The sequence below is a fragment of the Vibrio hepatarius genome (assembly GCF_011806575.1).
Lineage (GTDB): Bacteria > Pseudomonadota > Gammaproteobacteria > Enterobacterales > Vibrionaceae > Vibrio > Vibrio hepatarius_A.
In genome coordinates this window covers 103,022-129,918 of the sequence record NZ_JAATOO010000004.1, presented here as the reverse complement: position 1 = coordinate 129,918, position 26,897 = coordinate 103,022, and the positions used below count along the sequence as shown (strand labels likewise).

The window sequence follows — 26,897 nt, the reverse complement described above, 5'->3', positions numbered from 1 at the left end:
GTGATTTAAATCCTTTAAATTCATTTATTTAAGTGAATTTGTGCGATACTACTAACACTTATTGGGTATTTATTTTTTCATAACTGATCTGAGTCAATATTTTTCACAACCTGAAATAATATACTCAGCCCTGAAAGCAATTTACTAAGATAATCTGCCTGAATCGATGTCAATAACGCGCAGTTTGCTTAATAAAAAGTTTTTAATATTTTTTAATTTTAGGAGAATCCCTATGCCTGTAACTAATATGGCTGAACTAGATGCAATGATTGCGCGCGTTAAGAAAGCGCAAGAAGAGTTCGCTACTTACTCTCAAGAGCAAGTAGATGCAATCTTCCGCGCTGCTTCTCTTGCAGCTAACCAAGCTCGTATCCCGCTCGCTCAACAAGCGGTTGCAGAATCTGGTATGGGTATTGTTGAAGATAAAGTGATCAAGAACCACTTTGCATCTGAATTTATCTACAACAAATACAAAGACGAAAAGACTTGCGGCATCCTAGAAGAGGATGACAACCTAGGTACTATGACTATCGCAGAACCTGTAGGTATCATCTGTGGTATCGTACCAACGACTAACCCAACTTCTACAGCGATCTTCAAATCTCTAATCTCTTTGAAGACTCGTAACGGTATCATCTTCTCACCACACCCACGTGCGAAAAACTCAACTAACGACGCAGCTAAACTAGTTCTAGATGCAGCGGTAGCAGCAGGTGCACCAAAAGACATCATCGGTTGGATCGACCAGCCTTCTGTTGAGCTTTCAAACGCTCTAATGAAACACGATGACATCGCGCTTATCCTTGCAACTGGTGGTCCAGGCATGGTTAAAGCAGCATACTCTTCTGGTAAGCCAGCAATCGGTGTAGGTGCAGGTAACGTTCCAGTTGTTATCGACGAAACAGCTGACATCAAACGCGCAGTGGCTTCTATCCTTATGTCAAAGACTTTCGACAACGGCGTAGTATGTGCTTCTGAGCAGGCTGCAATCGTAGTTGACGAAGTTTACGACGAAGTAAAAGAGCGTTTTGCTTCTCACAAAGCTTACGTACTAAACAAAGCAGAAGCGGAAAAAGTTCGTAAAGTTCTTCTTATCGATGGTGCGCTAAACGCGAAAATCGTAGGCCAGCCAGCAGCAGAAATCGCTGAAATGGCAGGCGTTAAAGTTCCAGCAGACACGAAAGTTCTTGTTGGTGAAGGTCTAGGTAAAGTGTCTTACGATGACGCATTCGCTCACGAGAAACTATCTCCAACACTAGGTCTATTCCGCGCTGACAACTTCGAAGACGCGGTTGCACAAGCGGTAACTATGGTTGAGATCGGTGGTATCGGCCACACATCTGGTCTTTACACTAACCAAGACGTGAACGCAGATCGCATCCGTTACTTCGGTGATAAGCTAAAAACTGCACGTATCCTAATCAACATCCCGACTACTCACGGTGGTATCGGTGACTTGTACAACTTCAACGTTGCGCCATCTCTAACGCTAGGTTGTGGTTCTTGGGGTGGTAACTCTATCTCTGAGAACGTAGGTCCTAAACACCTAATCAACAAGAAAACTGTAGCGAAGCGAGCTGAAAACATGTTGTGGCATAAACTACCTAAGTCAATCTACTTCCGCCGTGGTAGCCTTCCTATCGCGCTTGGCGACCTAGAAGGCAAGAAACGTGCATTCCTAGTAACTGACCGTTTCCTATTCAACAACGGTTACGCAGATGACGTAGTAAGCCTACTTAAAGCTCAAGGCATGGAAGTTCAAACATTCTTCGATGTTGAAGCTGACCCAACACTCTCTGTAGTAGAAAAAGGTGCAGCTCAAATGGCTAGCTACCAACCTGACGTTATCCTAGCGCTAGGTGGTGGTTCACCAATGGATGCAGCGAAAATCATGTGGGTAATGTACGAGCACCCAGAAACTCACTTTGAAGAACTAGCAATGCGCTTTATGGACATCCGTAAACGTATCTACAAGTTCCCTAAAATGGGTAAAAAAGCTGAGCTTGTATGTATCACTACAACTTCAGGTACTGGTTCAGAAGTGACTCCATTCGCGGTTGTTACTGACGACAAGACTGGTGCTAAATACCCACTAGCTGACTACGAAATCACGCCAAACATGGCTATCGTTGATGCAAACCTAGTAATGAACATGCCTAAGTCTCTAACAGCATTTGGTGGTTACGATGCAGTAACTCACGCTCTAGAAGCTTACGTATCTGTTCTTGCGAACGAATATTCAGATGGTCAAGCTCTTCAAGCACTTAAGATGCTAAAAGAGTACCTACCATCAAGCTACGCGAACGGTGCAAATGACCCAATCGCTCGTGAGAAAGTACACAACGCAGCAACTATCGCTGGTGTCGCGTTTGCGAACGCATTCCTAGGTGTATGTCACTCAATGGCACACAAACTAGGCGCTGAGTTCCACTTGCCACACGGCCTAGCTAACGCACTACTTATCTCTAACGTGGTACGTTACAACGCGAACGACAACCCAACTAAACAGACTGCGTTCTCTCAATACGACCGTCCACAAGCACGTCGTCGTTACGCTGAAGTTGCTGACCACCTAGGCCTAAGCCAAGAAGGTGACCGCACTGCTCAGAAGATTGAACGTCTACTAGCATGGTTGGATGAACTAAAAGTTAACCTAGACATTCCAATGTCTATCCAAGCGGCAGGTGTTGCTGAGTCTGATTTCGTAGCGAAACTAGACGAGCTAGCGGTAGAAGCGTTCGATGACCAATGTACTGGTGCGAACCCACGTTACCCTCTAATCACCGAGCTGAAAGAAGTTCTACTAGCTTCTTACTACGGTAAAGCTTTTGTTGAAGGTGAAACTTTCGAAGGTACTACTGTAATCAAGAAGAAAGCAGACCAAGAATCAGCGAAAGAAGCGCCTAAAGCGAAAAAAGAAAAAGCAAACGCATAAGTAAGCGTGCGCTATGAGATAGGTTTTCGCTAGCACGAAACCTACTGATCGGGAAAAGAACAAAGCCCTAGTCGAAAGACTAGGGCTTTTTTTTGGAGAATACCGTTCTGCAATCACAGAAAGAAAATTTAGATATAAACTTTTGGACCAGTAACTAGACTTTAATAAAGTTGCATACATAACTTATATGCATATCTAACAAATTCATTGTTTGTAAAACTAAAAATAAGGAACGGACTATGACATTCAAGAACGTCCCGCTGCGTTACAAAATAGCATTGGGTTCTGGAGTCCCTTTACTTCTAATGATTTTGCTCGCATATGTTGCAATCACAAGTTCACGTTCACAAGTCGCAACCAATGCCATGGTTGGCCATACCCATAAGGTTATCGAGCAAGCCATGGAAATAGAGGCAGCAGCGGTCAATATGGAAACAGGTATGCGAGGTTACTTGTTGGCGGGGAAAGAAGAGTTTCTAGAACCTTACAAAAATGGTTTTCAACAATTTCAAGATAAAGTCTCTAAGCTAAAAAATACGGTCAGTGATAACCCAGCGCAAGTAACACGTTTAGAAGAGATTGAATTTACAATCGCAGGCTGGAAGAACAATGTTACTGAGCCTGTAATCGAACTTCGTCGCGCGATTGGAAACGGAAAAAACATGGACGATATCGCAGATTTTGTGAGTGAAGAAAGAGGCAAAAAATATATAGATAAATTCAGAGACCAAGTGGCGTTGTTCGTTGAACGGGAGTCAAAGCTACTCGCAGAACGTGAGGCAGAGAACGCTGTTTACGTCAATAGAAGTCAGCAATTGATGGATAGGCTGCGTAATCTAGGTACTCTTTCTAGCGCAGAAATTGAGACCTTGGGCCAGCAGTTGAATGAACTGAACGAAGCGAACGCTTGGGTTGATCATACATTCCAAGTTATTGCCTCGGCACAACAAATCTTGAGTACCGTTATAAGTATGGAAACCGGGATGCGTGGTTACTTATTAGCAGGCGAAGAGCAGTTTTTAGCGCCTTATCACCAGGGCAGCAAGCAATTTGAGCAATCTATTCGCATGCTAACAGAAAAGGTTAGCGATAACACCGAGCAAACAAAACTGTTGGCTGAAATGAAAGTAGTCATCGATGAATGGCAGAAAAATGTGGTTCAGCCTATGGTCGATCTAAGGTTTACGATTGGTGACTCACTGACGATGAACGATATAGCAGAGGATATTGGTAAGGAGAAAGGCAAAGCCTATTTTGATAAGTTCAGAAGTCAGATTGAGGAGTTTGTCGCCGTTGAATCGGAATTGATGGCTAAACGACAGGCCTCAGCCGACTCAGCCGCTCAAACCGCTCAGCTAGTGATAATGGCTGGTACGGTTGTGGCGATTATATTGGGTTCTCTAGTGTCATGGATAGTCTCAAAAGCGATTATTAAACCTGTCAGGGAGGTGGCGCTAGGCCTTGAAGCATTGGCTAAAGGGGATCTGACGTCGAAACTCAACATAGATTCTAAAGATGAGCTAGGCATGATGGCGGCCAGCTATAACCAAGCGGTCGACAAAACCAACCACGCGGTTACTCAAGTTCTCTTAACGACGGATGAAGTTGTCGAGGGATCCAGAACAATCACCGATGCTAATAGTGCCATGTCTAAAGAGCTTGAAGAACAAAACGGGAAAGTTGTACAAGTCTCTGCGGCTATTGAACAAATAGCAGTGAGCATTCAAGATGTGGCTTCCAATTCGTCAGAAGCGACTTCGACGGCTCAAGCGGCTGGCGTTGCAGCTAACTCAGGCGGTGAGGTTGTCAGAAACACCATAGCGGGAATGAACCAGATCAGCGAGGCTGTTGCTGCTTCTTCAAATAGTGTTGCAGAACTCGGTAGACGCGGAACGGAAATTGGGACAATTATTACCGTTATTAATGATATTGCCGAGCAAACCAACTTGCTCGCACTCAATGCCGCGATTGAAGCAGCTCGAGCGGGAGAGGCGGGGCGCGGTTTTGCAGTGGTCGCCGACGAAGTGCGTGCACTCGCTGATAGGACAACTGGTGCGACCAAAGAAATTGGTCAATCGATCGAAGCGATTCAAAATGAAACCTCACGTGCTGTAGAGCGTATGGAAGTAGGATCTGAACTTGTAAATGAAGGCTTAGATTTAGCCAAGAAAGCGGGTGCAAGCTTAGACGAAATCGTCAGCAGTGCTCAGAATGTAGCGACAATGATTGACAGTATCGCTACTGCTACGGAACAGCAGTCAACGGCAAGTAATGAAGTGTCTAGAAACGTCGAGTATATTTCTCATGCATCACAGTCAGCGAATGAACAAGCAAATGTTGCTGCTCAATCGGCAAATAGCTTAGCCGAAAGGGCGGAAGCACTACGTGAATTGGTGAACCAGTTTAAGGTTTAAACAATCACCTTAAAAAGTTCTGTAGGAATGACGAAGCCAGAAATAATTCTGGCTTCTAACAATTAAAAGGAATGCCAGATTACTTCTCGTCTTCTGGTAGCTTAACGTTAAGCTCCAACACCGAAATGTCGTCGTCTTTGTGTTCAAACGTTAGGTCAACCATAGAAGGGTCGATGGCTACATACTTACCGATCACTTTTAGGATGTCTTCTTTAAGTTGTGGTAAGTATGAAGGCGCTGGGTCGTCTTGACTGCGACGCTCCGCCACGATGATCTGTAAGCGCTCTTTGGCTAAATTTGCTGTTGTCTTTTTCTGTGGACGGAAAAATTCAAGTAATGACATGCCGGTTTAGCCTCCAAATAGTCGTTTAAAGATTCCTTTTTTCTGTTCAGTCAGGAAGCGGAAATCCACTTGCTCACCGAGCAGACGCTCTACGGTATCATTGTAGGCCATGCCAGCGTCAGACTCTTCGTCGAAGCTAACCGGAACACCTTTGTTTGACGCGTTAAGGACCGCCTGACTTTCAGGGATAACGCCTAAAAGAGAAATGTGTAGGATCTCTTCTACGTCTTCTACGCTCAGCATTTCACCTTGATTTACGCGCGCTGGATTGTAGCGAGTCAGCAACAGGTGCTGCTTCACTGGCTCCAAGCCTTGCTCTGCGCGGTATGATTTAGAATCCAAAATACCAAGGATTCGATCCGAGTCACGAACAGAAGAGACTTCAGGGTTGGTTGTGATGACCGCTTCGTCTGCGAAGTACAGCGCCATTAGCGCACCTTGCTCGATGCCCGCCGGTGAATCACAGATGATGAAGTCAAACCCCATCTCGTCCAACTCATCAAGAATGCGGCGCACACCGTCGATAGTCAGTGCGTCTTTATCGCGCGTTTGAGAAGCCGGCAAGATAAATAGGTTATCGGTGCGCTTATCTTTAATCAGCGCTTGGTTTAGCGTTGCTTCACCGTTGATAACGTTAACGAAGTCGTAGACTACGCGGCGCTCACAACCCATGATGAGGTCGAGGTTACGCAAGCCAATATCAAAATCGATAACTGCTGTTTTCTTTCCTTTTACCGCTAGACCTGACGCGATCGCGGCACTAGATGTGGTTTTACCCACACCGCCTTTACCTGACGTTACAACAATAATGCGTGCCATTATTTGTTCCTTATTATCTTAAATCGTTAACAGTTCGAACTTGAGAGAGTCTTCGTTCAAGCTAAACAATACTTTTTGTTGCCAATATTCTTCGGAAAATTGTTCCGTAAGCCAGTAATGACCTGCGATAGACATCAGCTCTGCGTTGAGCTTGTTACAGATGATCACCGCGTCTTTGTTTCCGCTTGCACCTGCGATCGCACGTCCACGCAAAGTGCCGTGAATATGGATAGACCCATCAGCGATGACTTCTGCACCTTCGCTAACGTGGTTAAGAACCACAAGATCGCAATCTTTAGCGTAGATTTGCTGCCCTGAACGCACTGGCGCACGAACAACTTTGGTCGGCGCCATTTTTGCTGGCGCCTGACTTGGAGATTTGCTTGCAGACATAATTGCAAAAGACGCTTCAGACGCTAAATTTTGGGTGCGCTTATCTTTACAGCCCGTGACACCGACCGGAATCATCCCTGCGTCAGCGATACCTTGTTTCAATGTATGAAAATCAATCTCACCATCAACGTTTGAAATATTGATGACAACCGGAGCGGATGCAAAAAACGCCGGCGCTTGTTCGACTTTTTCATTGAGGAAATTGACCGTTTTTTCTATATCATTGTCGTTAAGGTGTAAAACGGACAATGTAAAGCTACTGCCTTTTAGGTCGGGTGAATGTGACATCTTTTACTGAGAACCTCGTAAGGACGTTGCCTGAGACTAGGGTTGTCATGTTATATTCCCAAAATAAGCTCAGCAAGTTATCTTGCGCTCAATTGAGTGTTTTGCGTTAAAAAATAGCGAAACATTGACGTTCATTGAATAGAAACGGACAAAAGGCTTCCCAATGCTTTGTGCAATTTACAAAAGTTCTAAAAAAGAAGGCACTTACCTCTACATCCCTAAAAAGGATGATTTTTCACAAGTTCCTGACACATTGATGCAGATGTTTGGCAAACCTACCATGGTTATGATGATCAAGTTAGACGGGCGTCAATTTGCCTCAGTCGATATTGAAAAAGTGAAGCAGTCTTTGGAAACGGACGGGTTTTTCCTACAGTTACCGCCACCACCAAAGAATCTGTTAGATGAATACAAAGAGCAAAAGAAAGCTCGTCAGCAGTCCGAAGAATAATTACAGCGGACTCGCTTCAAGAAGTTGCTCAAGGAGGGCAATGTGAAGAAGTTATTGTCAGTGATACTAGGTACTACGATTGCTAGCTCAGTGTTTGCCAATGAGGCAGAGTTTGCTCAGTACGTCGAAGGATTAAAACAGGAAGCAAGAACCAAAGGGATTTCGGAACAGGTTATTTCTGTGGCGTTTGAAGATGTCACTTACAAACCAAGAGCGATTAAAGCGGATCGCAACCAGCCTGAGAAAAAGCTCACGCTGGATGAGTACATTCCGCGCGCGGTGCCAGATTGGAAAGTAAAACAAGCCAAAGAGCTGTACGAAAAGCACTACGAAGAGTTAGTGAAAATTGGTGAAAAATACGGTGTACAGCCAAGATTTATCGTCGCGCTTTGGGGTGTAGAAAGTAACTTTGGTCGCTTTACGGGCCACTACAGTGTGATTGATGCGTTGTCGACGATGGCTTACGACGGACGACGCGAAGAGTTTTTCCGCAAAGAAACGATGGCGGCGCTGACCATCCTCGAACAAGGACACATTTCGGCGCAAGAAATGAAAGGCTCTTGGGCGGGGGCGATGGGACAGTGCCAGTTTATGCCGAGTTCGTTCTTGTCGTTCGCTGCAGATGGTAATGGCGACGGGAAGAAAGACATCTGGAATACCGAAGCTGACGTGTTTGCCTCGGCTGCCAACTATCTGAGCCAATCAGGTTGGCAAGATATATACACTTGGGGACGCCAAGTAAAACTGCCTCATGGCTTTGATACCAGCATCCAAGGTCGTAGTGAAGAGAAGGGCAAGTATCTTCAAGAGTGGAGTAAAATGGGCATCACGCGTTACGACGGCCGCCCGTTGCCGAAACTCGATGAAGACATCAAAGCGTGGTTGATTGCACCGGATGATGCCAGTGGTCGTGTTTACCTCGTCTACAATAACTACAATGTGTTGATGAAGTGGAATCGCTCTTACTACTTTGCATTGGCGGTCAGCCATCTGGCCGATAGAATCGTATTATAATCGTCAATTCAGGGGGCTCAAAATGAGCCCCTTTTAATTTCTGGAGCTTTCGTGTTATCTGATCGTGCCTCTCAAATGGTGGTGTTTTCCGCGTTATTGACACACAAAAACTTTACCGCTGCGGCGCGCAGCTTAGGGGTTTCTGTATCGCATGTGAGTAAACAACTTGCCTTGCTTGAAGAATCACTCGGCGTGAAGCTGGTGCAGCGTACAACCCGCAGCTTTACGCCAACCGAAGCGGGCGAGCAGTTCTTCAATCATTGCCAGCGTATTGTTGAAACCGTGGAAGAAGCGCAGCGAGAAGTAGAAAGCCAACGCGATGAAGTGGCAGGATTGATAAAAATTGGTCTGTCGCAGTCGTTTGGCTCACTTCACATCTTGCCGGCAATAGATGCGCTCAGGGTGCAATATCCAAACTTACAAGTGGAGATGCATTTGTTCGACTATCGAGTCGATATGTTGCAAGAAGGCCTAGATCTTTGGATCACCAACAACGAAACCTTACCAGAAGGCTACGTCGCGCAGCGTCTGGCTGACAGCAAGTTTGTTGTTGCCGCATCACCGGAATACCTAGTAAAGCACGATACCCCTCATCACCCCAATGATTTGGTCGAGCACAACTGCCTTATCTATCGCAGTTGGGAGCGAGACTACACCAGTTGGTCGTTTTCTAAGCCGGATGAACAGCTCAACATCAAAGTCTCAGGCAACTACTCGGTCGATTTGGCCGAAGCGGTGCGTGATGCTGCGGTAGCAGGGTGGGGAATAGCGTATTTGGCGACCTATCTAATCCGAGATGAGTTTAAAGACGGGCAACTGATTCAACTGCTACCAGACTGGCAGCCGAGTCAGAACATGCCGTTTTACGCGGTGTCCCCGAGTCGTCGTTATTTGCCGAAGAAAACCGCCGCAGTCATTGAGTTTATCAAACAGAAAATCGGCTCGCCGTGCTACTGGGATAAGCGTTTAGCACCGTATCTCCAGCGTTCAAAAGCCTAATAATGAGCGAAACGATTGTTTCCTTTGTTAGAAACATATTTTCCATATAGAAATAATAAAAGTTAGCAAACGTTTATCTTCTTATAAAACAACTAGTTATTCTAATGGTTGTTTATTGAGCGGTGACTGGTACAGTTTATTAACAACTGTGATTTGCATCTCATTTTTATCCGCATATTATCCGACGCAATTTTTTATTCCCCATTTTTGTCGGATTTCCCATGAACTCACTACTCGGAATCGTAGCCATCTTTGCGCTAGCGTGGCTACTTTCTACAAATAGAAAAAATATAAAGATAAAAACAGTCGTTTTTGCGTTTGGTCTACAAGTCGCTTTTGCCTTAATGGTGCTTTACATTCCGGCAGGTCGAGAAGCACTAGCAGCAGTGAGTGGCGTTGTCTCTAACCTTATCGATTACGGTCAAGAAGGCATCGGCTTCCTGTTTGGTAATCTGGCAACCAGCGGCTTTACCTTTGCGATCAATGTGCTTGGTATTATCATCTTTTTCTCTGCGCTGATCTCTGGTCTTTACCATATCGGTGTTATGCCACGTGTGATTAATTTCATCGGCGGCGGGATTCAAAAACTACTGGGTATCGGGCGCGCAGAATCTCTCTCTGCCACGGCAAATATTTTTGTTGGTACTATCGAAGCGCCACTGATGGTGAAGCCGTATCTAAAACACATGAGCGATTCGCAGTTTTTCGCTGTGATGACGGGCGGTTTAGCATCAGTTGCTGGTGGCACGCTGGTGGGTTACGCGTCTTTGGGTGTTGATCTTAACTACCTCATCGCAGCAGCGTTTATGTCGGCACCAGCAGGTTTATTGATGGCAAAAATCCTGATGCCAGAAGCGGAAGTGACGACGCCGGATATTGATATCAACCAAGTGGAAATTCCGCGTGCGACTAACGTTGTGGAAGCATTGGCTGATGGCGCAATGGCAGGGGTGCGTATTGCGGTATCTGTCGGCGGTACCTTGCTTGCGTTTATCAGTGTAATTGCATTACTCAACGGTACGTTGGGCTGGTTTGGTGGCTTACTCGGTGTTGAGCTGAGCTTTGAATTGATCTTAGGCTATTTGTTTGCGCCAGTCGCTTGGTTGTTGGGTATTCCTTGGCACGAGGCGATGACGGCGGGTTCATTGATCGGCAATAAGATCGTGGTGAATGAATTTGTCGCCTTTATTCAACTTGCGGAAGTGAAATCTCAGCTAAGCGAACACTCACAAGCGATCGTGACCTTTGCTTTGTGCGGTTTTGCGAACATTTCCAGTATGGCGATGCTGATTGGTGGTTTGGGATCATTGGTACCGGAAAAGCGTGCTTTCGTCTCGAAACATGGTTTTCGTGCGATCACCGCTGGTGTAATGGCAAATCTAATGAGCGCTTCAATCGCTGGCGTCATTATGAGCTTGTAAACGTCGCTGGATGCAAAAACGGGTAGTCGATTAGACTACCCGTTTGTTTATCTGTCATGCAGTTTGCGCTTACTTCTTAGTATGGAACTGCTCACAAGCCAGCATGGTGTTTTCAATTAAGCTCGCCACTGTCATTGGACCAACACCACCCGGAACTGGTGTAATAAAGCTCGCGCGCTCACGCGCTTTATCGTATTCCACATCACCGATCAGCTTGCCAGAATCAAGACGGTTGATACCCACATCGACCACTACTGCACCTTCTTTGATCCAGTTACCCGGAATAAAGTTCGCTTTACCAACCGCAACCACGACAACGTCTGCTTGGCGAACGTGGCTTTCTAGGTCTTTCGTAAAGCGGTGACAAGTCGTTGTTGTGCAGCCTGCCAGTAGAAGCTCAAGCGTCATTGGGCGACCAACGATGTTCGACGCGCCGACAACAACCGCGTGTTTGCCACGTAGTTCGATATTGTAACGGTCAAGCAGGGTAATAATGCCTTTTGGCGTACATGAACGCAGTTTAGGAATACGCTGAGCCAGACGACCCACATTGTATGGGTGGAAGCCATCGACGTCTTTTTCAGGGTTAATGCGCTCTAGTACGTGCGTCGAATCGATACCCGCAGGTAATGGTAGCTGGACAAGAATGCCGTCGATTTCATTATCAGCGTTAAGCTCATCGATGAGTGCCAATAACTCTTCTTCCGTTGTGCTTGCTGGAAGGTCAAAAGACTTTGAAACGAAGCCAACTTCTTCACATGCGCGGCGCTTACTGCCAACATACACTTGAGATGCAGGGTCTTCACCCACTAGCACTACCGCTAGACCAGGCGCACGTAGACCAGCTGCGACACGAGCTTTGACTCGCGCAGCCACTTCTGATCGAACAGTTTGAGAGATAAGTGTTCCATCGATATTTTGAGCAGTCATGACTTTCCTTAAAATAGAGTGGCGAATTATTTGCTGCGCATTGTCGCAAATAATTTGATGAACATCTATAAGCAAACGTTTGCTTCGGGGTGTTTTTAATCAAAATATCTCTTTGTGACCTTTTTTTAGTCACTCAGATCAGAATGTTATGAAAAGCCCTTGTGTTACGAGTTTGAACTCGTATAATTCTGTCCCTGTAGCGCGCCCTTAGCTCAGCTGGATAGAGCACGTCCCTTCTAAGGATGTGGTCATTGGTTCGAATCCAATAGGGCGTGCCATTTATTCTAAAGCCCCGATAACTCGTCGAGTTGTCGGGGCTTTTTCGTTTTTTCGGATTAATAGACGTAAAAAAGCCAGCCTCGTATCAGACTGGCTTTCGGTTTGATCGGTTCTCTACTTAGCGAGTAGAGACAGAGACGTTGCGACGTTGAGGATGTTTGAAAAACACAGCCAGTGTCGCAGCAATCGCTAACGCAAAGCAGTAATACGAATTGGCGACGATCTCTAACGGTGACAATTGAAATACTGAGCCCAGTAGCAATACTTGAGCACCGTATGGCAATATTCCTTGCATTACACACGAGAAGATATCTAACAAGCTCGCAGAGCGGCGCGGTGTTACGTTATGCTCTTCTGCCAGTTCGCGTGCGACACTACCGGAAACAATGATCGCGACTGTGTTGTTGGCGGTACAGGTGTTCACCATCGCCACAAGACTTGCAATGCCTAATTCGCTTGCTCGGCTGTTCGCTTTCGACGAGTGGCTTGAACCAAACGCTTTGATAGTTCGGCTGATGAGGTTGGTTAAAAATGCTAGACCACCTTGGCGGCGCATCAGTTCACTCAAACCGCCAATCAACATCGATAGCAAAAAGATTTCCTGCATGTTGCCAAAACCAGCGTAAATATCTTTCCCTAAATCAGTCAGGGTGTAGCTATCGATAGACGTCAAGCTGACCGTACCCGCTAGGATAATGCCGATAGTTAGTACAACGAACACGTTGAGACCAGCAACCGCCAAGACTAGAATCGTGATGTACGGCAGCACTTTTAGCCATTCAATCGGGCTAGTTTCTGGAGTTTGGGTTGCTGAACTATTAAATGCAAACAAGACCAACGCAAAGAACGCGGCAGGCAAAGCGATGCGTACGTTCTCGCGAAACTTATCTTTCATCTCACAGCCTTGCGAACGAGTCGCTGCGATAGTGGTATCTGAGATGATAGAAAGGTTATCACCGAACATTGCGCCGCTCAGCACAACACCCGCAGTCAGTGGTAGGCTCATGCCCGCCGATTCAGCGATGCCAAGAGCAACAGGAGCAACCGCAGCGATAGTGCCCATTGAGGTGCCCATAGCGGTGGCAATAAACGCAGAGATCAAAAAGATGCCCGGCAGAATCATGCTCGTAGGAATTGCTGATAATCCTAGGTTTACTGTTGCGTCAACGCCACCAGAGGCTTTGGCAACGGCGGCAAAGGCACCCGCCAGCAAATAAATCATACACATCGCGATGATGTCTTGATGACCAACGCCACGAATGAACTGTTCGATAGATTGATTGAGAGAATCTTTACTCAGCAAAATTGCTACGATGATTGCAGGCAAGGCAGCAATCGGTGCAGGCAACTGGTAGAAAGCGAACTCAACTCCTTGAAAAGACAGGTAAGTACCGACGCCAATAAACAGCGCAAGGAAAATTACCAATGGAATAAGCGCGACCGCAGATGCGTTGGTCACTTTGGTTGAATCTTGGGAACAGGACATTTAAACGACAATTTTGACAATAAAGAGGGGGAGAAGACTAATGGCACGTCGAAGAGAAGTCAATATGGACGTCTAAACGTCTGGGTGTTTTTGAAGATTTTGACTCGATTCAGATGAGTTTATATGTTCGTATGCATTTTAAGCCGGGTTGCCCTTGATTAAAAATCATCTGGCCAGCAGCGCCAGCCAGATGATAATGATGAGTCGATTTACACCTTACGCTAGATTTGCGTTCGAAGGGAACAATGCTTTTTTCGCTTCCTCATCCATGGTGCTCTTAAACTCATGCTTGCTGCCAAAAGAACGAGCAACTTCTACCGCAGGACGAGCGTTGATTTGTTCAAACCATGCCTTGATGTTTGGGTATTCGTTCAAACGTCCTTCGCCTAGTACGCGCTCGGCTTTATCAATCCAGCCCCACGCTGAGATGTCTGCGATCGTCAGTTCGTCGCCAACAATGTAGTTTTTGCCTGCTAAATGTTGGTCTAGCACCGAGTAATGACGCTCAGTTTCACGCATGTAACGGTTCTTCGCGTAGTCCAACGACTCTGGCGCAGCGTAATGAAAGTGTACTGACTGACCTGAGAATGGACCTAACCCTGTACCAATAAACATCAACCAAGATAACAGCTGAGCTTTATCTTGCGGCTTACCTAGCAAAGTTTGATGCTTTTCCGCTAGGTAGAGTAAGATAGCCGTCGAATCAAATACTGTGGTGCCGTTATCGTCAATAGCAGGCAGTTTGCCGTTCGGGTTTACCTGACGAAACTCCGCGCTGTGTTGCTCGCCTTTCAGCGTGTCCACTGGTACCAGTTCAAATGGAATATCAGCTTCGGCTAAGAATAAAGCCACTTTCATTGGGTTTGGTGTTGGGTGGTAGTAAAACTTAAGCATATGTTATTTCTCATTATTTGTGATATATCAGTAATAAAATTGAGTCGTGATTAGTCAAAGTCTGCGCGGCTATGGCGTTCTGGAAGCTGCTCTTCTTCAGGCCCCCAGTTACGGTTGACACGTCGGCCTCGTTGAACAGCGGGACGATTAGCGATTTCATCTGCCCATCTTTGAACGTTTTTGTATTGGTCGACTTGTAAAAATTCGCCTGCGTCATACTGTAAGCCCCGTACCAGGTTGCCGTACCAAGGCCACGTTGCGATGTCTGCGATGGTGTACTCGTCGCCACCTAAGTAGCGGTTATTGCCGAGCTCTTTATCCAGAACATCAAGCTGTCTTTTTACTTCCATCGTGAAGCGATTAATTGGGTACTGGAACTTTTCCGGTGCGTAGTAATAAAAGTGCCCGAAGCCTCCGCCAAGGTAAGGTGCAGAACCTTGCAACCAGAATAACCAGTTGAGTGTTTCTGTTCGTTTGGCGATATCGCTTGGCAGAAATGCACCGAACTGCTCGGCTAAATATAAAAGGATGGAGCCCGACTCAAACACGCGAACGTTATTGTTATTGTCAAACAGCGCTGGGATTTTTGAGTTTGGGTTTAGCTCAGTAAAGCCTGAAGAAAACTGTTCTCCATCACCAATCTTAATCATGTACGCATCGTATTCTGCTGCTTCAATACCCAGCTCTAGCAATTCTTCCAACATGATGGTGACTTTCTGGCCGTTGGGTGTGGCCAAAGAGTACAGGCGCAATGCGTGTTCACCAGTGGGCAGGGCGGACTCGTAACGTGCTCCGGCCGTTGGGCGATTAATCTTTGCCCATTCTCCACCAGATTCAGCATCCCATGTCCATACTTTGGGTGGGTGGTACTCAGTCTTGTCCATTCGAACTCCTAGAGGTGTTATCCAAGTTTGATTAGTGAATAACAAACATTCTATTGTTAGAATTTATTGGATAATATAGCTAATAAATGAAAGCAGCTTTCTAAAATTTCGAAATGTATAGTGTTAATGATCTAGAAACTTTTGTCGCAGTTGCCAAGCACGGTGGTATCTCACCGGCCGCGCGGGTGCTCGGAATCTCGGTAGCGACAACCAGCCATCGCTTAGCCAAAATCGAACAGTCTTTGAAAGTAGCGTTGTTTCACCGTAGCAATCGCTCATTGAAACTCAGTGATGAAGGTGCCCGATTTTTGGAGCGAATCGAGTCTATCCTCGAAGATCTGCAAGAAGCTGAGTGCGCGATCAGCGGACGTTCTACACAGCTAAGAGGCCACCTGCGAGTGACGATGTCACCTTGGGTGTTGAAGCAGTTCATCATGCCGCGTCTGTACCAGTTTAAAGATGCCCACCCAGAACTGACACTCGAATTTAATGTGACTGACCGTTTTGTACCTTTGGCCGAAGAGATGACGGATTGCGCGATTCGTGTCGGTGAACTGACAGACAGCTCGATGGTTGGCTATAAGCTTGCGGAGAACAAACGTGTGATTTGTGCATCGCCGGATTATATCGCGCGTGAAGGTGTGATTGACTCAATTGCGACACTGCAGCAAGCATCTTGGGTGTGTTTACCGTGGCAAACTAAATTGTCGGTGAAGTGCGGTAATAAGAATAATCACTCAGTTCAAATGGCAAAGAAGCTGATTGTTTCGAGTTCAGATATGTTGACGGAAGGGGCATTGCACGGAAGTGGCCTGGCGATCAAATCTTATTTGGCGATTGAAGATGAGCTTGCTAATGGTTCATTGGTGGAAGTGATGCCGGGCAGTTTGTGCAACGATAATGCACCTATCTCGTTTCTTTATCCGGTTGGCGCTAAATCGGTGCGTAAAATTCAATATTTCAAAGAATTTGTCGCGGACATATTTAGGGCGTGTTGACCTTTCGCGGTTAAATTTTGTTTGAGATAAAAGCGTTTTAATCGCGGCGAGTGGCGGACGGCTAGTCGTTTGTCGCCTAGTCATTCTAAGCAAAACACCTCTCAACAAAGAGTCAAACGCTTTTAGCCGAAGCCTTTGGGCAGCGTTTGTGGGCCCTTTCTACTGCGTTATCGGCTTATCAGGTAGAACAACTACATTTCAAAGCCTCTGCCTTGTATAAATAACCCACAAACTGCTGCAAAAATCATCTCGAAAGGTCAACATGCCCTAAGCAGTAGTGATTGCAATCGTTACTATTCGTCTAAATAAAAGTGATTCTTTGATGAGTGATTCTAACTTGGTATTGGTTTTGCTTAGCGTTTGAACTGTACATACGCAATGCTTTTCGGTAGCATGTCGCTCCCTGACCGTCCGTGAACGTGTCAGTTCTCGTCGAGCACTATACGTCTAAGGCACCATGCGCAGTATCCATACCAAGATAAAACCTGAATTTGAACCTTTGTTATCGGACCTCGCGCTCCATGCGTTGCTGCACCTGCGTACCAATCATAGTGCCAAGTCGATTAGCCATAAAACTCGCGACGAGATCAACGACATCCTCTCCGCTTGGTTGAATAAGTCAGCCAACAGTAAGAAGTATAAGCCGTTTAAAAAGAAGATCCGTTCTCTGGTCACTCATGCGCGCTCGCAACGTCTTGATATGGAAGCGATGTTGAGTAACTTACTCACTCCGCTGCGTGGTGATGAACTACCGCATCTAGATAGCTTCCTACTGTTAATCAACATGATTGAAAAAGAGCTAAACACAACAGTATTAGTATCGAGTCCGGAGAAGGTTGACCTTAACTTCAACCCTAAAGGCTGCTTGCTGTGCGTGTTATCGAACGATCTGAACGCACACTTCGATAATCGAAACCGTCTTGTGAGCGACATTTCTATGTTGTTCCGCGGAACGCATGGTGAAAAGAGTGCGTTTATTCGCAACGTTTACTCGTCTTCAATCTTCGAGCATAAAGTTGAGTTTGAAGATGGTGATTTTGTAAGAATCTCGCTGTCATTGCGCTAGAGCATCTTTAAACGCCTTGAACCTTGACTAGTATTAGGTTTATTCGCTCGACTTGTGTCTCTCCTTAACTAATATATTTGTTAAATTTTTCTAGCCAAATTAATTGGCGGTTGTTTCTATTTTATATTTATTTCCTCTCTCTGAATTCAATTCGTCGACTTTCTATATTTGTGACTTCGGTAATAAATAATCTAACCCTAAAGCTAACACTCTGTTTCAAGAATGAGATGTCTCATTATTGCATCAATAATTTTATTAGTAACGGTTGAACTTGTTCGCGTGTAGTCTGATATTTGCTGCTCTAATAAACAGAAAGGGAAATCCTAATGGAGCGTAAGCTTATTACATTAACCGCAGCGTTAATGTCTTTGAATGTATTGCCTGCTTTGGCATCCGTTGCCGAAGGAGAAGGTTGTATTATCAGTCTAGAAACAGGTGAAAAATACTGTTTAAAAGTGGGAGAGCGCTCAGGTTACTCTCTGCCATCTTTTATCTATAAACATGAAGTTGATGTAGTGGCTGCACCAGGTACTGGTGTCATGTTAAGCGATTGGGATAACTTATCTTACAATCGTTTAGCTGTTTTTACTGGTTACACGCCAAACCAAGATCTCGAGTCGGTAAAAGCTTATAACGGTCAATTCCTAGACTTCTCTGCTCCTCGTTCGATGCGAGTCGTAGAGAAAGAACAAACGATCGAGCCTAAATTAACTTGGTCATGGCAAGGCAGCGACTTTATGCCTGAGTTTAACCAAGTGATGGTTTCGCCAGTTGTTGTGCAACTGAACGACGATAATAACGACGGCAAGATTAACAACCAAGACGTAGCGGATATTATCGTCGTTACTTTTGAAGACAATAAATATAAAGATGGTGCGTTGGTTCGTGCACTAAGTGGTGTCGATGGTTCCGAGCTTTGGAATTACGCGAATGGTGGCACTATCGCGGATGCTCGTTACTCAGTAGCGGCGGCAGATTTAGATGGTGATGGTATCGTCGAAATAGTCACGAGCAAGCTTGAAGACGATTTTTATAGCATTCTTGACCACCAAGGAAATATCAAAAAGAAAATTGACAAGTTTACTCAAGGTTGGTCTACCATCGGTCAGTTCTCTATTGCTGATTTAAATAACGACGGTTCAATTGAAATTATTGCACCAGACGGCGTGTATAACTACGACACAGGGATGCTGGTATACAACTACACATGGGCGTCTGCGCCGATTGCGGTTGATATTGATAGCGATGGTGAGCAAGAAGTCTTTGCCGCTAAGACGATGTTTGATACTGATGGCTCTGCACTATGGAGCTACCAGTCAAACGATCGTGTTTGGTTCTCTTCGGTGGCGAACTTAGACGGTGATGCTCAACCAGAGCTTGTGGTTTCTACGCCTGCAACTTACGCAACTGCTCAGAACAGCTCTTTCTCAGTACTTGAACACGATGGTACGACTAAGTGGACGGTCACCAATGTGAGCAACCCTGGTGGTGGTGTTCAAGCTATTGCAAACTTCTTGGGCGAAAGAACAAAAGTCACGGTAGAGAAATCGAAGCTATTTGGTTACGAATATGGTGAAGATGAAAACCTAACCGTAGAAGATAACAATCTACTATACGTGAACTCTGGTCTTGCGATCGATGCTGTTGGTACAACGTCTCAAAATCTATTTGGCGGAGATGGTGGTCACACCAATACTCCTGTCGACCTGACCAAAGTACAAAAGATTGCGATTACTTCTGGTGCGTATTACTGGGGTGGTAAGCATCTACTGGCGATGAAGTTCTTTATGAAAGATGGATCTTCAGTGATGTTCGGTTCTAAGGACTCATCTTACTGGCAGAGCACGGACTACTTTGTTGTACCACAAGACAAAAAGATCAGCGCAGTTAATGTATGGTCAAATGGTTGGTTGGTTGAAGCAATTCAATTTGAGTTGTCATCTCAGCAATCAGTCAACAACACAGGTATCGTTTATGCTGGCTACAACGCGGTAGATATGTATGACGTTGATGGCAAGTTGGTTTGGTCAGTACTGAATGACGACATTGCCAGCGGTAAGATTGGTGTTTCTGCTTACGACTTTGATGCGGATGGAATCGAAGAAGTCCTTGTTCAAGATCACGATCGCGTAAGAGTCCTTGACGGTCGTACTGGCCTAGTTTTAGCCTCGATTAAGCATTCGACTGGAACGTTGTGGGAAATCCCGATGGTAGTGGACTTAGCGGGTGATGATGACGCAGAGCTTATCGTTGTTGCAAACGACTACGACTCCCGTTACTCATACAACCATGGTGTGTACGTGTACAACTCTGCAAATACAGACAAACCATGGAAGAACGCAACTCGCATTTGGAACCAACACGCATTTAACCAGAGCAATGTCAACCAAGACGGTACGATTCCTGAAGAATACGAGCCAAGTTGGTCGACGCACAATACTTACCGCTCAAGTACTCTAGTCGAAGACGAAGGTAAGAGCTCTGGTATTTTTGGTTTCCCTTCAGGTAATCCAGTGAAAGTCGAGTTGGACGATGACTTGTTGATTCGTTCTGGCTGGATTATCGATGCTATGGGCGCTAACTACTACAATATGGTTGGTGGAAACGGTGGAGATTTGCGCTCGCCAGTTGATTTAGACCAAGTTGCTTCGATCGAAGTGACATCAGGTACTTATTACTGGGGGAGTAACCACATTGTGAAGTTAAAATTCACATACCATAATGGCACGGTTCTTTCTTTTGGCTATAAGAAATACTCGTACAACTTAAAAACAGAGACATTTACCCTCTCAGAAGATGACGAACTAGAGGCAATCTCGGTTTGGTCTTCAGGTGCTTATGTCGACGCAATTCAGTTCCACGTGGACTAAATGATAAAAAATGCCAGTCGTTAAGACTGGCATTTTTTCCACGAAAACAACTTGTAAATACATTGTTTAGGCTAACTTAAACTCTTGAAGTTGGTTTTGTACATCTTGCACTTCGACGCGATAGCTAGACACAACATCACCCATATTCTCTGCCAGTTCGCCGGTGTTTCTCGCAATCTCTGTTAGTACATCGACATCCTGATCGACAGCTTCACTTGCCTTTGACTGCTCAATGGTCGAGTTGGCAATCGTAGTGATGTGCTCGTTCACCGTCTCAATCAGTGATTCCAATTCAGAGACACTGCTATTTACAACGGACACTGACTCAAATGTTGAGTCTGTTGCATCACGGCTTTTACCCATGTTGTTTACTGCAGTTTGTGTGTTGGTGGTAATGTTCGCCAACAACTGAGAAATATGCTCAGTCGCACCTTTGCTGCGCTGCGCAAGGTCTCTCACTTCTGATGAGACAACCGCAAAACCTCGGCCGTGTTCGCCTGCTCTGGCCGCCTCGATGGCAGCGTTGAGCGCCAAAAGGTTGGTTTGTTCAGAGATGCCATTAATCGTATCAACAATCTTGCTGACGCTTTCTGCGTCTTTCTCGAGCTGATGCATACAGTTTTGGGTCTGTTCAATTTGGCTAACAAGACCACGGACAATATCGTATGACGCTTGGCTCTGTTTCTGACAGCTCAGCACCTGATTCGTCATCTGCTCGGTTTCCGCCAAAGCGCGTTCTGATGAGGTGGCAATTTCTAGACTCGATTGTGACAATTCAGTCATCGCGGCGGCAATATTTCCACATTTATCTGCTGTCGCTTGGCTACTTGAACCGAGATCATCGGCGCTTTTAACGATTTGATCGAGACGTGAGCTACTGTGTTCGTTGCTCTCCATGATATTGCTCAGCAGTTGTTTAATACTGTTGGTTAAGCCGTTGATGCTCTGAGCAACCTGCGACATTTCGTCACGTCCTGATGAAGGCAACGTAATGCCAAGGTTTCTGTCGTTGGACATATCCGCTAGCATCGAGGTTAAAGCGCCAACTCGACTCTTTAGGCTCTTCACGCACATTAAGACGCAGAGGATTAAAATCGCTGCGAGGCTGACGGATAAGCCAATGATTGTCATAGATTGAGTGGTCGCGGAAGAAGCAACACGGTCTGTCATTGCCAACATTTCTGCCTGGATACCATTGCGGATTTGGTTAATCAGTTTGATGCGTTCAGTCGCTGCTGCAAACCATTGGGTTGGCTCTGGGCCTTGCAGCGAGGCTAGGTTAGCTTTCTGACTTAAGTAAAGCTGTTGAACCTTTTCCACCTCTTTCCAGGTATTGTTTTGCGCCGCTTGTGTTAGTTGCGCAGAAAACTCCGGGGTGAGTGTCTGCTTGGCCTGTCGCTCTGCATATTTGCCTGCTGCCAAATATTGCTCGATCGCGGCGTATTGGCCAAGGTCGGAACTGCGGCGAGAGAATGCGCCATTGAGTGCACCACGGACCTGACCTGCGCGTTCTTTCATCTTGACAATCGCAATTAGCGCTTGGCCTAATTCAGAAATGCTTTCATTTGCAATATTCGAGGTGAGCAGAGACGCATTATCGATACTGAGCTGGTTCAAGTTAGAGTAATAAACGAAAGGTGAGATTTGAGGAGCTAACTTGTCGACTTGGGTACGAACTTGTTTGATTTGTGAAAGCTGACTAAATACATCTTCAGCGAGTGAGTTGGTGAATACGGGTAGTAAATATTCAGGGGTATACTGCTGCAGTGCGGCAATACGTGCATCGGTATTTGCTCGCTGCTTTTGCAATGCTTCGACTTGTTTTGGGTTGCCTTTACTACCAAGAACACCAGCTGTTAATCCGCGCTCCAATGCTAAATTATGAGCCAAATCATCATACAAAAGTACCAGCTTAATGGTTTCGCTATCTTTATGAGCTACATCAACCGTATGTTGATGAGTGGAGATAAGTTCAATAGCGGCGACCAACGCCAATACTATTGGAATCCCTGATAAGATTAACATTAAACGGTGCAGCGCAATATTCTGCATCCATTGATTCATAGTTACCCCCGGCAAAATCATCCAAAAACTACGGTCATTTTAGTTTAAACTTTAGCATGTGCGTACTGTAACTTTGCCGAATTTAGAGTGAATTATAAGTGGAATTAAGCCATTAGTTGATATGGTTAACATCTTGCGTGCGGGATATTAACTTATTTGCATTGCGGTGTGATTAAGCAGCTATGTATCGGCGTAATAAAAAGTTCACGCATTTCGCTGTTGAGTAATTTGCTAATTTTTATCATATTGTAATCAGGATGTAACAAAATGATGCTCAAGGAGGGCGATATGCAACACCAAGAAATGATAAGGCCTACTCATTTTGGCGTAATTAGCCGCACTTGTATTTTTGCACTAGTCGGTATGGTTGTGATGTTTGCGCTTGTCTAGTCAACAGGAACTATAGTTAAGCTAAGCCTTAGTAAGTTTGTGGTTACTTACTTCTCGATGAATTTATTAAGGCAGCTTAGTAGATTTTCTCACTGCCTCTATGGTACGTTCGGCGACAAATTCATGTTAAAAGATTGTATATGTCGTTTCTTCCATCTATTTGCCTGACTAACCGTTTCACCGAGTTGCCTCGTGCATTCTATACACCAGTACTTCCACAACCGTTAACGAATACTCGCTGGGTTGCTTGGAACAGTGCTTTAGCGAGTCAGTTTTCACTGCCAGAGCAATCGCCGCAAGGCGATTTAAAAGGTTTTCTGGCCGGAGAAATGGTCTTAGACTCTGCTCCTTCTATCGCGATGAAATACGCTGGTCATCAGTTTGGTGTCTATAACCCTGATCTGGGTGATGGTAGAGGGCTGTTGTTAGGAGAGTTGACAAGCAAAAGTGGCCAAGTTTTTGATTTACACTTAAAAGGCGCTGGTCTTACGCCGTATTCGCGCATGGGTGATGGTCGAGCAGTGCTACGTTCTACCATTCGTGAATACTTGTGTAGTGAAGCGATGACGGGGTTGGGTATCCCCACGACTCGTGCGCTAGGGATGTTGACCAGTGACACTCCTGTATATCGAGAAAAAACAGAGCAAGGCGCGTTGTTGTTACGCGTCGCGGAAAGCCACATCCGATTTGGTCATTTTGAACACTTCTTTTATACCAACCAGATGGCTGAATTAGCACTTTTGGTCGACAAAGTTATCGAATGGTACTGGCCTGAGTGTAATGAAGAATCTCAACCTTATGCGGCGATGTTCGAGAAAGTTGTCGACAAAACGGCAAAAATGATCGCGTACTGGCAAGCTTATGGTTTTGCTCACGGGGTGATGAACACCGACAATATGTCGATATTAGGTCAGACGTTTGATTATGGTCCATTTGGCTTTTTAGATGATTATGATCCTAGCTACATCTGTAATCATTCTGACTATCAGGGGCGCTATGCGTTTGACCAACAGCCAAGAATCGCGTTGTGGAACTTATCTGCCTTGGCGCACGCGCTTTCACCGTTGATTGAGAGAGAAGCATTAGAGTCTTCTTTAGGCCAGTTTGAAAGTAAGCTCGGAAAGCAGTTCAGCAAACTGATGCGCGACAAGCTAGGGCTGCATAGTAAGCTCGACCAAGATAGCCAGCTGTTTCAATCAATGTTCGAGTTATTGCAGCAAAACAGCGTCGATTACACGCGATTTATGCGTGAACTCTCTAATTTAGACCAACAACCTACTTCTGTTGTTGAAGACTTATTTGTCGATAGGCAAGCGGCCAAGGCTTGGTTAGAGCTTTATCTTGCTCGTTGCGACTGCGAGGTGAACCGACAAGGTGAGGCACTTTCCGCCCAGGAGCGCTGCGAAGCGATGCGGGCAGTTAACCCTAAGTACATTTTGCGCAACTACTTAGCGCAGATCGCTATCGACAAAGCGGAAGAGGGTGATTTCAGCGAAGTTCGTGCTTTAGCTAAGCTATTGAAACAGCCATTTGCTGAGCAACCTGAAAATAATGCCTACGCCAATCTACCGCCTGACTGGGGCAAGAAAATGGAAATCAGTTGCTCTTCATAAACCATTGTTCAAGGCATTTTGTTAATAAGATGTGATGTTGATCCGCAAAAAGTTCAAACTCTTAGAAATATCCACTGATCGCGCAAATTTGCGCGGATTACACTGGCGGTAGGTAATTAGTAATACTTGGATAAAAAATGTCAGCTAGAGTTCTCGTCGTCGATGACGATCAAGAAATTTGTGAGTTACTCGAAGAGTACCTGACCAAACAAGGATATGTCGTCAAATCCGTGAATGATGGTGAACAAATGAAACTTCACCTTGAGCAGAATGGGTTTCCAGACTTGATTCTGCTCGATGTGATGCTGCCCGGCGAAGATGGTTTCTCGCTATGCCAAGCTGTGCGTCGAACTTCATCAACGCCAATTATCATGCTAACGGCGGTCTCGGACGATACCGACCAAATCATCGGTTTGGAAATTGGTGCGGACGATTACCTCGCCAAACCGTTTAATCCTCGTCACCTTAACGCTCGAATCAAAGCGGTGCTGCGCCGAGTGAATGTTGCGAAAGAAGAACCCGCGAATAGCTTAACCGCCAAGTCGATCCGCTTTGGTGATTGGTGCCTTGATACCCTCTCTCACCGAATTACCCACCAAGAAACCCAACAATCTCACGATTTGTCAGGCAGTGATTTTTCACTGTTGATGCTGTTTCTCAAACGTCCGAATCAAATTCTTGACCGCGATACGATTTCGTTTGCTACCCGTGGGCGGGAGTCGCTGCCATTTGAGCGTGGCATTGATGTTCAGTTGAGCCGCTTGCGTCAACGTTTGGGTGATAGTGCTAAATATCCGCATTATATTAAGACAATGCGAGGGAATGGTTATTTACTAGCGGTACCAGTGAGTTATGAGTAGCCGTTGGTGGTTGTGGTTGAAACGATTTAAACCTAATTCACTGGTTAATCGTACTTTAGGGCTGACTCTGCTGGCCGTGATTTTGGCGCAAGGCGTTGCGACCACGATCTGGTACAGCGAGTCGAAGCACAAAGAGCTGGCGGGTATTCGCGATGCGTCACAAAGCATGGCAAACATGTTCTCTTCGACCGTGACCTTCTTTCAATCACTGCCTGTGAGATACCGCCATATTGTGCTCGACCAGATCCGCAATATGGGAGGGACGCGCTTCTTCGTCTCGTTTAACAAAGAGCAGTTGATCGTCGAGCCGATTGAAGATACGCCACTCAAATTGGCCTCGATCGAGGCAATACAACAAGTGCTCAATAAAAAATTGCCCAAAGTGGATACCATTTTGGTCGACTTCTCTTTGCCGGAAAATCTGCGTTTATTAAAAAACGACATTTATCTCAGCGACCTGCCCAAGTCCTGGGCTCATCATACCTTGACTCTGAGCCCGATTGATCCGCCAGTACTGGTGGTGCAGCTTGAATTGGCCACCAATGAGTGGCTGTATATCGCGGCTTTATTACCCGCACCTTATGTTGATCTTGATGACACCTTGATTGGTCGCGAGCAAATTCTATTCTTGATTTTTTCGACAACGATTCTGTTGATACTGACTTACTTGCTGATGAAAAGGCAGGTTAAGCCGCTGAAACGGTTGGCAAAAGCCGCCAATGAAATGAGTATGGATATCGAGCAAGCCCCAATTAAAGAAGAGGGGGCGACTGAGCTTATCACTGCCACCCGGGCTTTTAACCGCATGCAGCAACGTATTCGTCATTATGTCGCCGACCGCGAACATTTATTTTCCGCTATTTCACACGACTTAAAAACCCCGATCACGCGGCTTCGCTTGCGGGCTGAGTTGCTGGAAAGTGATACTAAGCGCGAAAAATTTAACCGGGATCTGGACGATCTGGAAATGATGGTCAAAGGAGCTCTGCAATGTGTACGAGATACCGACCTGCATGAGAATAATGCCTATGTTGACCTCAACGAAGTCATTGCCAGTGTGATTGAGCCATACAACCAGCCGAAAACACGGGTAAAATTTGCCCCTAGTCACATCGCTCCGATTGTTGCCAAACCACTCGCGATCAAACGGGTGATCGGCAATTTGGTCGAGAATGCAGTGAAGTACGGTGAAAAAGCAGAGATCACGCTAACTTGTGACGCCGACTGGGTGAAGATTGTCATCTGTGACCAAGGTCCAGGGATTCCTGAAGATCAACTGGAAGCGGTGTTTGAGCCTTACTATCGACTGGCGGAAGATGACCAAGGGCACGGTCTAGGACTGGGTATTTGCCGCAACATTCTCCACGGACACGGCGGAGATCTCATTATTGACAACTTGCCAAATAAGGGGTTGAGAGCGCAAGTCTTTGTTTCTTCGCTACTTGAAGTTTAATGTAACAACTGTGTTACATTGCAATTACGCTTT

The 26,897-nt window shown here is 45.7% G+C and carries 20 protein-coding genes and 1 tRNA gene; 13 read left to right on the top strand and 8 right to left on the bottom strand.

Features of this window, described 5'->3' with window-relative positions; all coding sequences use genetic code 11:
• Positions 1-232 precede the first annotated feature (232 nt).
• Together adhE and HCZ42_RS04335 are read left to right on the top strand one after the other, a co-directional pair.
• The gene (gene adhE, locus HCZ42_RS04340) at positions 233-2,935 is read left to right on the top strand and encodes a bifunctional acetaldehyde-CoA/alcohol dehydrogenase (protein WP_167419524.1); all 2,703 of its coding nucleotides are present in this window, start codon (positions 233-235) and stop codon (positions 2,933-2,935) included.
• 239 nt (positions 2,936-3,174) lie between these two features.
• Entirely contained in the window at positions 3,175-5,349 is a 2,175-nt protein-coding gene (locus tag HCZ42_RS04335) for a CHASE3 domain-containing protein (protein WP_167419523.1), read from the top strand.
• A gap of 79 nt (positions 5,350-5,428) precedes the next feature.
• Here the strand turns inward: HCZ42_RS04335 and minE are convergent, their stop codons facing one another.
• Genes minE through minC form a run of 3 tightly spaced genes read right to left on the bottom strand, consistent with a single transcriptional unit; the run spans position 5,429 to position 7,192 of the window.
• The gene (minE, locus tag HCZ42_RS04330; RefSeq protein ID WP_053408242.1) at positions 5,429-5,692 is read right to left on the bottom strand and encodes a cell division topological specificity factor MinE; all 264 of its coding nucleotides are present in this window, start codon (positions 5,690-5,692) and stop codon (positions 5,429-5,431) included.
• 6 nt (positions 5,693-5,698) lie between these two features.
• A complete protein-coding gene (gene minD, locus HCZ42_RS04325; RefSeq protein ID WP_167419522.1) occupies positions 5,699-6,511 on the bottom strand; it encodes a septum site-determining protein MinD in 813 nt (270 codons plus the stop codon).
• Positions 6,512-6,529: 18 nt separating this feature from the next.
• Positions 6,530-7,192, bottom strand: coding sequence for a septum site-determining protein MinC (minC, locus tag HCZ42_RS04320; protein ID WP_167419521.1), 663 nt, complete (start codon positions 7,190-7,192; stop codon positions 6,530-6,532).
• A 163-nt stretch (positions 7,193-7,355) separates the two neighbouring features.
• Between minC and HCZ42_RS04315 the strand changes: the two genes are divergently transcribed.
• The 4 genes from HCZ42_RS04315 to HCZ42_RS04300 all read left to right on the top strand — a co-directional run bounded on the left by HCZ42_RS04315 (position 7,356) and on the right by HCZ42_RS04300 (position 11,077).
• Entirely contained in the window at positions 7,356-7,643 is a 288-nt protein-coding gene (locus HCZ42_RS04315; protein WP_167419520.1) for a YcgL domain-containing protein, read from the top strand.
• 42 nt (positions 7,644-7,685) lie between these two features.
• Positions 7,686-8,657, top strand: coding sequence for a lytic murein transglycosylase (locus HCZ42_RS04310; RefSeq protein WP_167419519.1), 972 nt, complete (start codon positions 7,686-7,688; stop codon positions 8,655-8,657).
• Between the two features lie 51 nt (positions 8,658-8,708).
• Positions 8,709-9,656 (top strand): LysR family transcriptional regulator, encoded by a 948-nt coding sequence (locus HCZ42_RS04305; RefSeq protein ID WP_167419518.1) that lies wholly within the window; start codon positions 8,709-8,711, stop codon positions 9,654-9,656.
• Between the two features lie 221 nt (positions 9,657-9,877).
• Entirely contained in the window at positions 9,878-11,077 is a 1,200-nt protein-coding gene (locus HCZ42_RS04300; RefSeq protein ID WP_167419517.1) for a NupC/NupG family nucleoside CNT transporter, read from the top strand.
• 69 nt (positions 11,078-11,146) lie between these two features.
• Here HCZ42_RS04300 and folD read toward each other — a convergent pair whose 3' ends face one another.
• Entirely contained in the window at positions 11,147-12,007 is an 861-nt protein-coding gene (gene folD, locus HCZ42_RS04295; protein WP_053408235.1) for a bifunctional methylenetetrahydrofolate dehydrogenase/methenyltetrahydrofolate cyclohydrolase FolD, read from the bottom strand.
• A 201-nt stretch (positions 12,008-12,208) separates the two neighbouring features.
• On the opposite strand from folD, the gene HCZ42_RS04290 reads away from it, so the two are divergent.
• A tRNA-Arg gene (locus HCZ42_RS04290) sits at positions 12,209-12,285 on the top strand.
• A 119-nt stretch (positions 12,286-12,404) separates the two neighbouring features.
• Here HCZ42_RS04290 and HCZ42_RS04285 read toward each other — a convergent pair.
• The 3 genes from HCZ42_RS04285 to yghU form a co-directional block, all read right to left on the bottom strand.
• Positions 12,405-13,772, bottom strand: a complete 1,368-nt coding sequence (locus tag HCZ42_RS04285; RefSeq protein ID WP_167419516.1) for a Na+/H+ antiporter NhaC family protein — start codon at positions 13,770-13,772, stop codon at positions 12,405-12,407.
• A 216-nt stretch (positions 13,773-13,988) separates the two neighbouring features.
• On the bottom strand, positions 13,989-14,666 hold the full coding sequence (locus HCZ42_RS04280; RefSeq protein ID WP_167419515.1) for a glutathione S-transferase family protein: 678 nt from the start codon (positions 14,664-14,666) through the stop codon (positions 13,989-13,991).
• Positions 14,667-14,716: 50 nt separating this feature from the next.
• Complete coding sequence (gene yghU, locus HCZ42_RS04275; RefSeq protein WP_167419514.1) at positions 14,717-15,550, bottom strand: glutathione-dependent disulfide-bond oxidoreductase; 834 nt, start codon at positions 15,548-15,550, stop codon at positions 14,717-14,719.
• 113 nt (positions 15,551-15,663) lie between these two features.
• Here yghU and HCZ42_RS04270 point away from each other — a divergent pair, with 113 nt between their 5' ends.
• The 3 genes from HCZ42_RS04270 to HCZ42_RS04260 all read left to right on the top strand — a co-directional run bounded on the left by HCZ42_RS04270 (position 15,664) and on the right by HCZ42_RS04260 (position 20,484).
• Complete coding sequence (locus tag HCZ42_RS04270) at positions 15,664-16,548, top strand: LysR family transcriptional regulator (RefSeq protein WP_167419513.1); 885 nt, start codon at positions 15,664-15,666, stop codon at positions 16,546-16,548.
• Positions 16,549-17,005: 457 nt separating this feature from the next.
• A complete protein-coding gene (locus tag HCZ42_RS04265; RefSeq protein ID WP_167419512.1) occupies positions 17,006-17,614 on the top strand; it encodes a DUF2913 family protein in 609 nt (202 codons plus the stop codon).
• 326 nt (positions 17,615-17,940) lie between these two features.
• On the top strand, positions 17,941-20,484 hold the full coding sequence (locus HCZ42_RS04260; protein WP_167419511.1) for a beta-prism lectin domain-containing protein: 2,544 nt from the start codon (positions 17,941-17,943) through the stop codon (positions 20,482-20,484).
• Between the two features lie 66 nt (positions 20,485-20,550).
• On the opposite strand, the gene HCZ42_RS04255 is transcribed toward HCZ42_RS04260, so the two are convergent.
• Positions 20,551-22,548: a methyl-accepting chemotaxis protein gene (locus HCZ42_RS04255; protein ID WP_167419510.1), complete on the bottom strand. Its 1,998-nt coding sequence runs from the start codon at positions 22,546-22,548 to the stop codon at positions 20,551-20,553.
• Positions 22,549-23,078: 530 nt separating this feature from the next.
• On the opposite strand from HCZ42_RS04255, the gene HCZ42_RS04250 reads away from it, so the two are divergent.
• The 3 genes from HCZ42_RS04250 (at position 23,079) to HCZ42_RS04240 (ending at position 26,864) form a co-directional block, all read left to right on the top strand.
• Entirely contained in the window at positions 23,079-24,551 is a 1,473-nt protein-coding gene (locus HCZ42_RS04250) for a protein adenylyltransferase SelO (protein ID WP_167419509.1), read from the top strand.
• A 137-nt stretch (positions 24,552-24,688) separates the two neighbouring features.
• Positions 24,689-25,411, top strand: a complete 723-nt coding sequence (locus tag HCZ42_RS04245; RefSeq protein ID WP_167419508.1) for a response regulator — start codon at positions 24,689-24,691, stop codon at positions 25,409-25,411.
• Positions 25,404-26,864 carry an ATP-binding protein gene (locus tag HCZ42_RS04240; protein WP_167419507.1) on the top strand — a complete coding sequence of 487 codons (1,461 nt, stop codon included), beginning with the start codon at positions 25,404-25,406 and terminating at the stop codon, positions 26,862-26,864. The genes HCZ42_RS04245 and HCZ42_RS04240 overlap by 8 nt, the downstream gene beginning before the upstream one ends.
• Positions 26,865-26,897: the final 33 nt, after the last annotated feature.

Bases quoted from the DNA above. Each gene is read 5' to 3' on its own strand.
- adhE (WP_167419524.1), top strand. From the start codon at position 233: ATGCCTGTAACTAATATGGCTGAACTAGATGCAATGATTGCGCGCGTT.
- HCZ42_RS04335 (WP_167419523.1), top strand. From the start codon at position 3,175: ATGACATTCAAGAACGTCCCGCTGCGTTACAAAATAGCATTGGGTTCT.
- minE (WP_053408242.1), bottom strand. From the start codon at position 5,692: ATGTCATTACTTGAATTTTTCCGTCCACAGAAAAAGACAACAGCAAAT.
- minD (WP_167419522.1), bottom strand. From the start codon at position 6,511: ATGGCACGCATTATTGTTGTAACGTCAGGTAAAGGCGGTGTGGGTAAA.
- minC (WP_167419521.1), bottom strand. From the start codon at position 7,192: ATGTCACATTCACCCGACCTAAAAGGCAGTAGCTTTACATTGTCCGTT.
- HCZ42_RS04315 (WP_167419520.1), top strand. From the start codon at position 7,356: ATGCTTTGTGCAATTTACAAAAGTTCTAAAAAAGAAGGCACTTACCTC.
- HCZ42_RS04300 (WP_167419517.1), top strand. From the start codon at position 9,878: ATGAACTCACTACTCGGAATCGTAGCCATCTTTGCGCTAGCGTGGCTA.
- folD (WP_053408235.1), bottom strand. From the start codon at position 12,007: ATGACTGCTCAAAATATCGATGGAACACTTATCTCTCAAACTGTTCGA.
- HCZ42_RS04285 (WP_167419516.1), bottom strand. From the start codon at position 13,772: ATGTCCTGTTCCCAAGATTCAACCAAAGTGACCAACGCATCTGCGGTC.
- HCZ42_RS04280 (WP_167419515.1), bottom strand. From the start codon at position 14,666: ATGCTTAAGTTTTACTACCACCCAACACCAAACCCAATGAAAGTGGCT.
- yghU (WP_167419514.1), bottom strand. From the start codon at position 15,550: ATGGACAAGACTGAGTACCACCCACCCAAAGTATGGACATGGGATGCT.
- HCZ42_RS04270 (WP_167419513.1), top strand. From the start codon at position 15,664: ATGTATAGTGTTAATGATCTAGAAACTTTTGTCGCAGTTGCCAAGCAC.
- HCZ42_RS04265 (WP_167419512.1), top strand. From the start codon at position 17,006: ATGCGCAGTATCCATACCAAGATAAAACCTGAATTTGAACCTTTGTTA.
- HCZ42_RS04260 (WP_167419511.1), top strand. From the start codon at position 17,941: ATGGAGCGTAAGCTTATTACATTAACCGCAGCGTTAATGTCTTTGAAT.
- HCZ42_RS04255 (WP_167419510.1), bottom strand. From the start codon at position 22,548: ATGAATCAATGGATGCAGAATATTGCGCTGCACCGTTTAATGTTAATC.
- HCZ42_RS04250 (WP_167419509.1), top strand. From the start codon at position 23,079: ATGTCGTTTCTTCCATCTATTTGCCTGACTAACCGTTTCACCGAGTTG.
- HCZ42_RS04245 (WP_167419508.1), top strand. From the start codon at position 24,689: ATGTCAGCTAGAGTTCTCGTCGTCGATGACGATCAAGAAATTTGTGAG.
- HCZ42_RS04240 (WP_167419507.1), top strand. From the start codon at position 25,404: ATGAGTAGCCGTTGGTGGTTGTGGTTGAAACGATTTAAACCTAATTCA.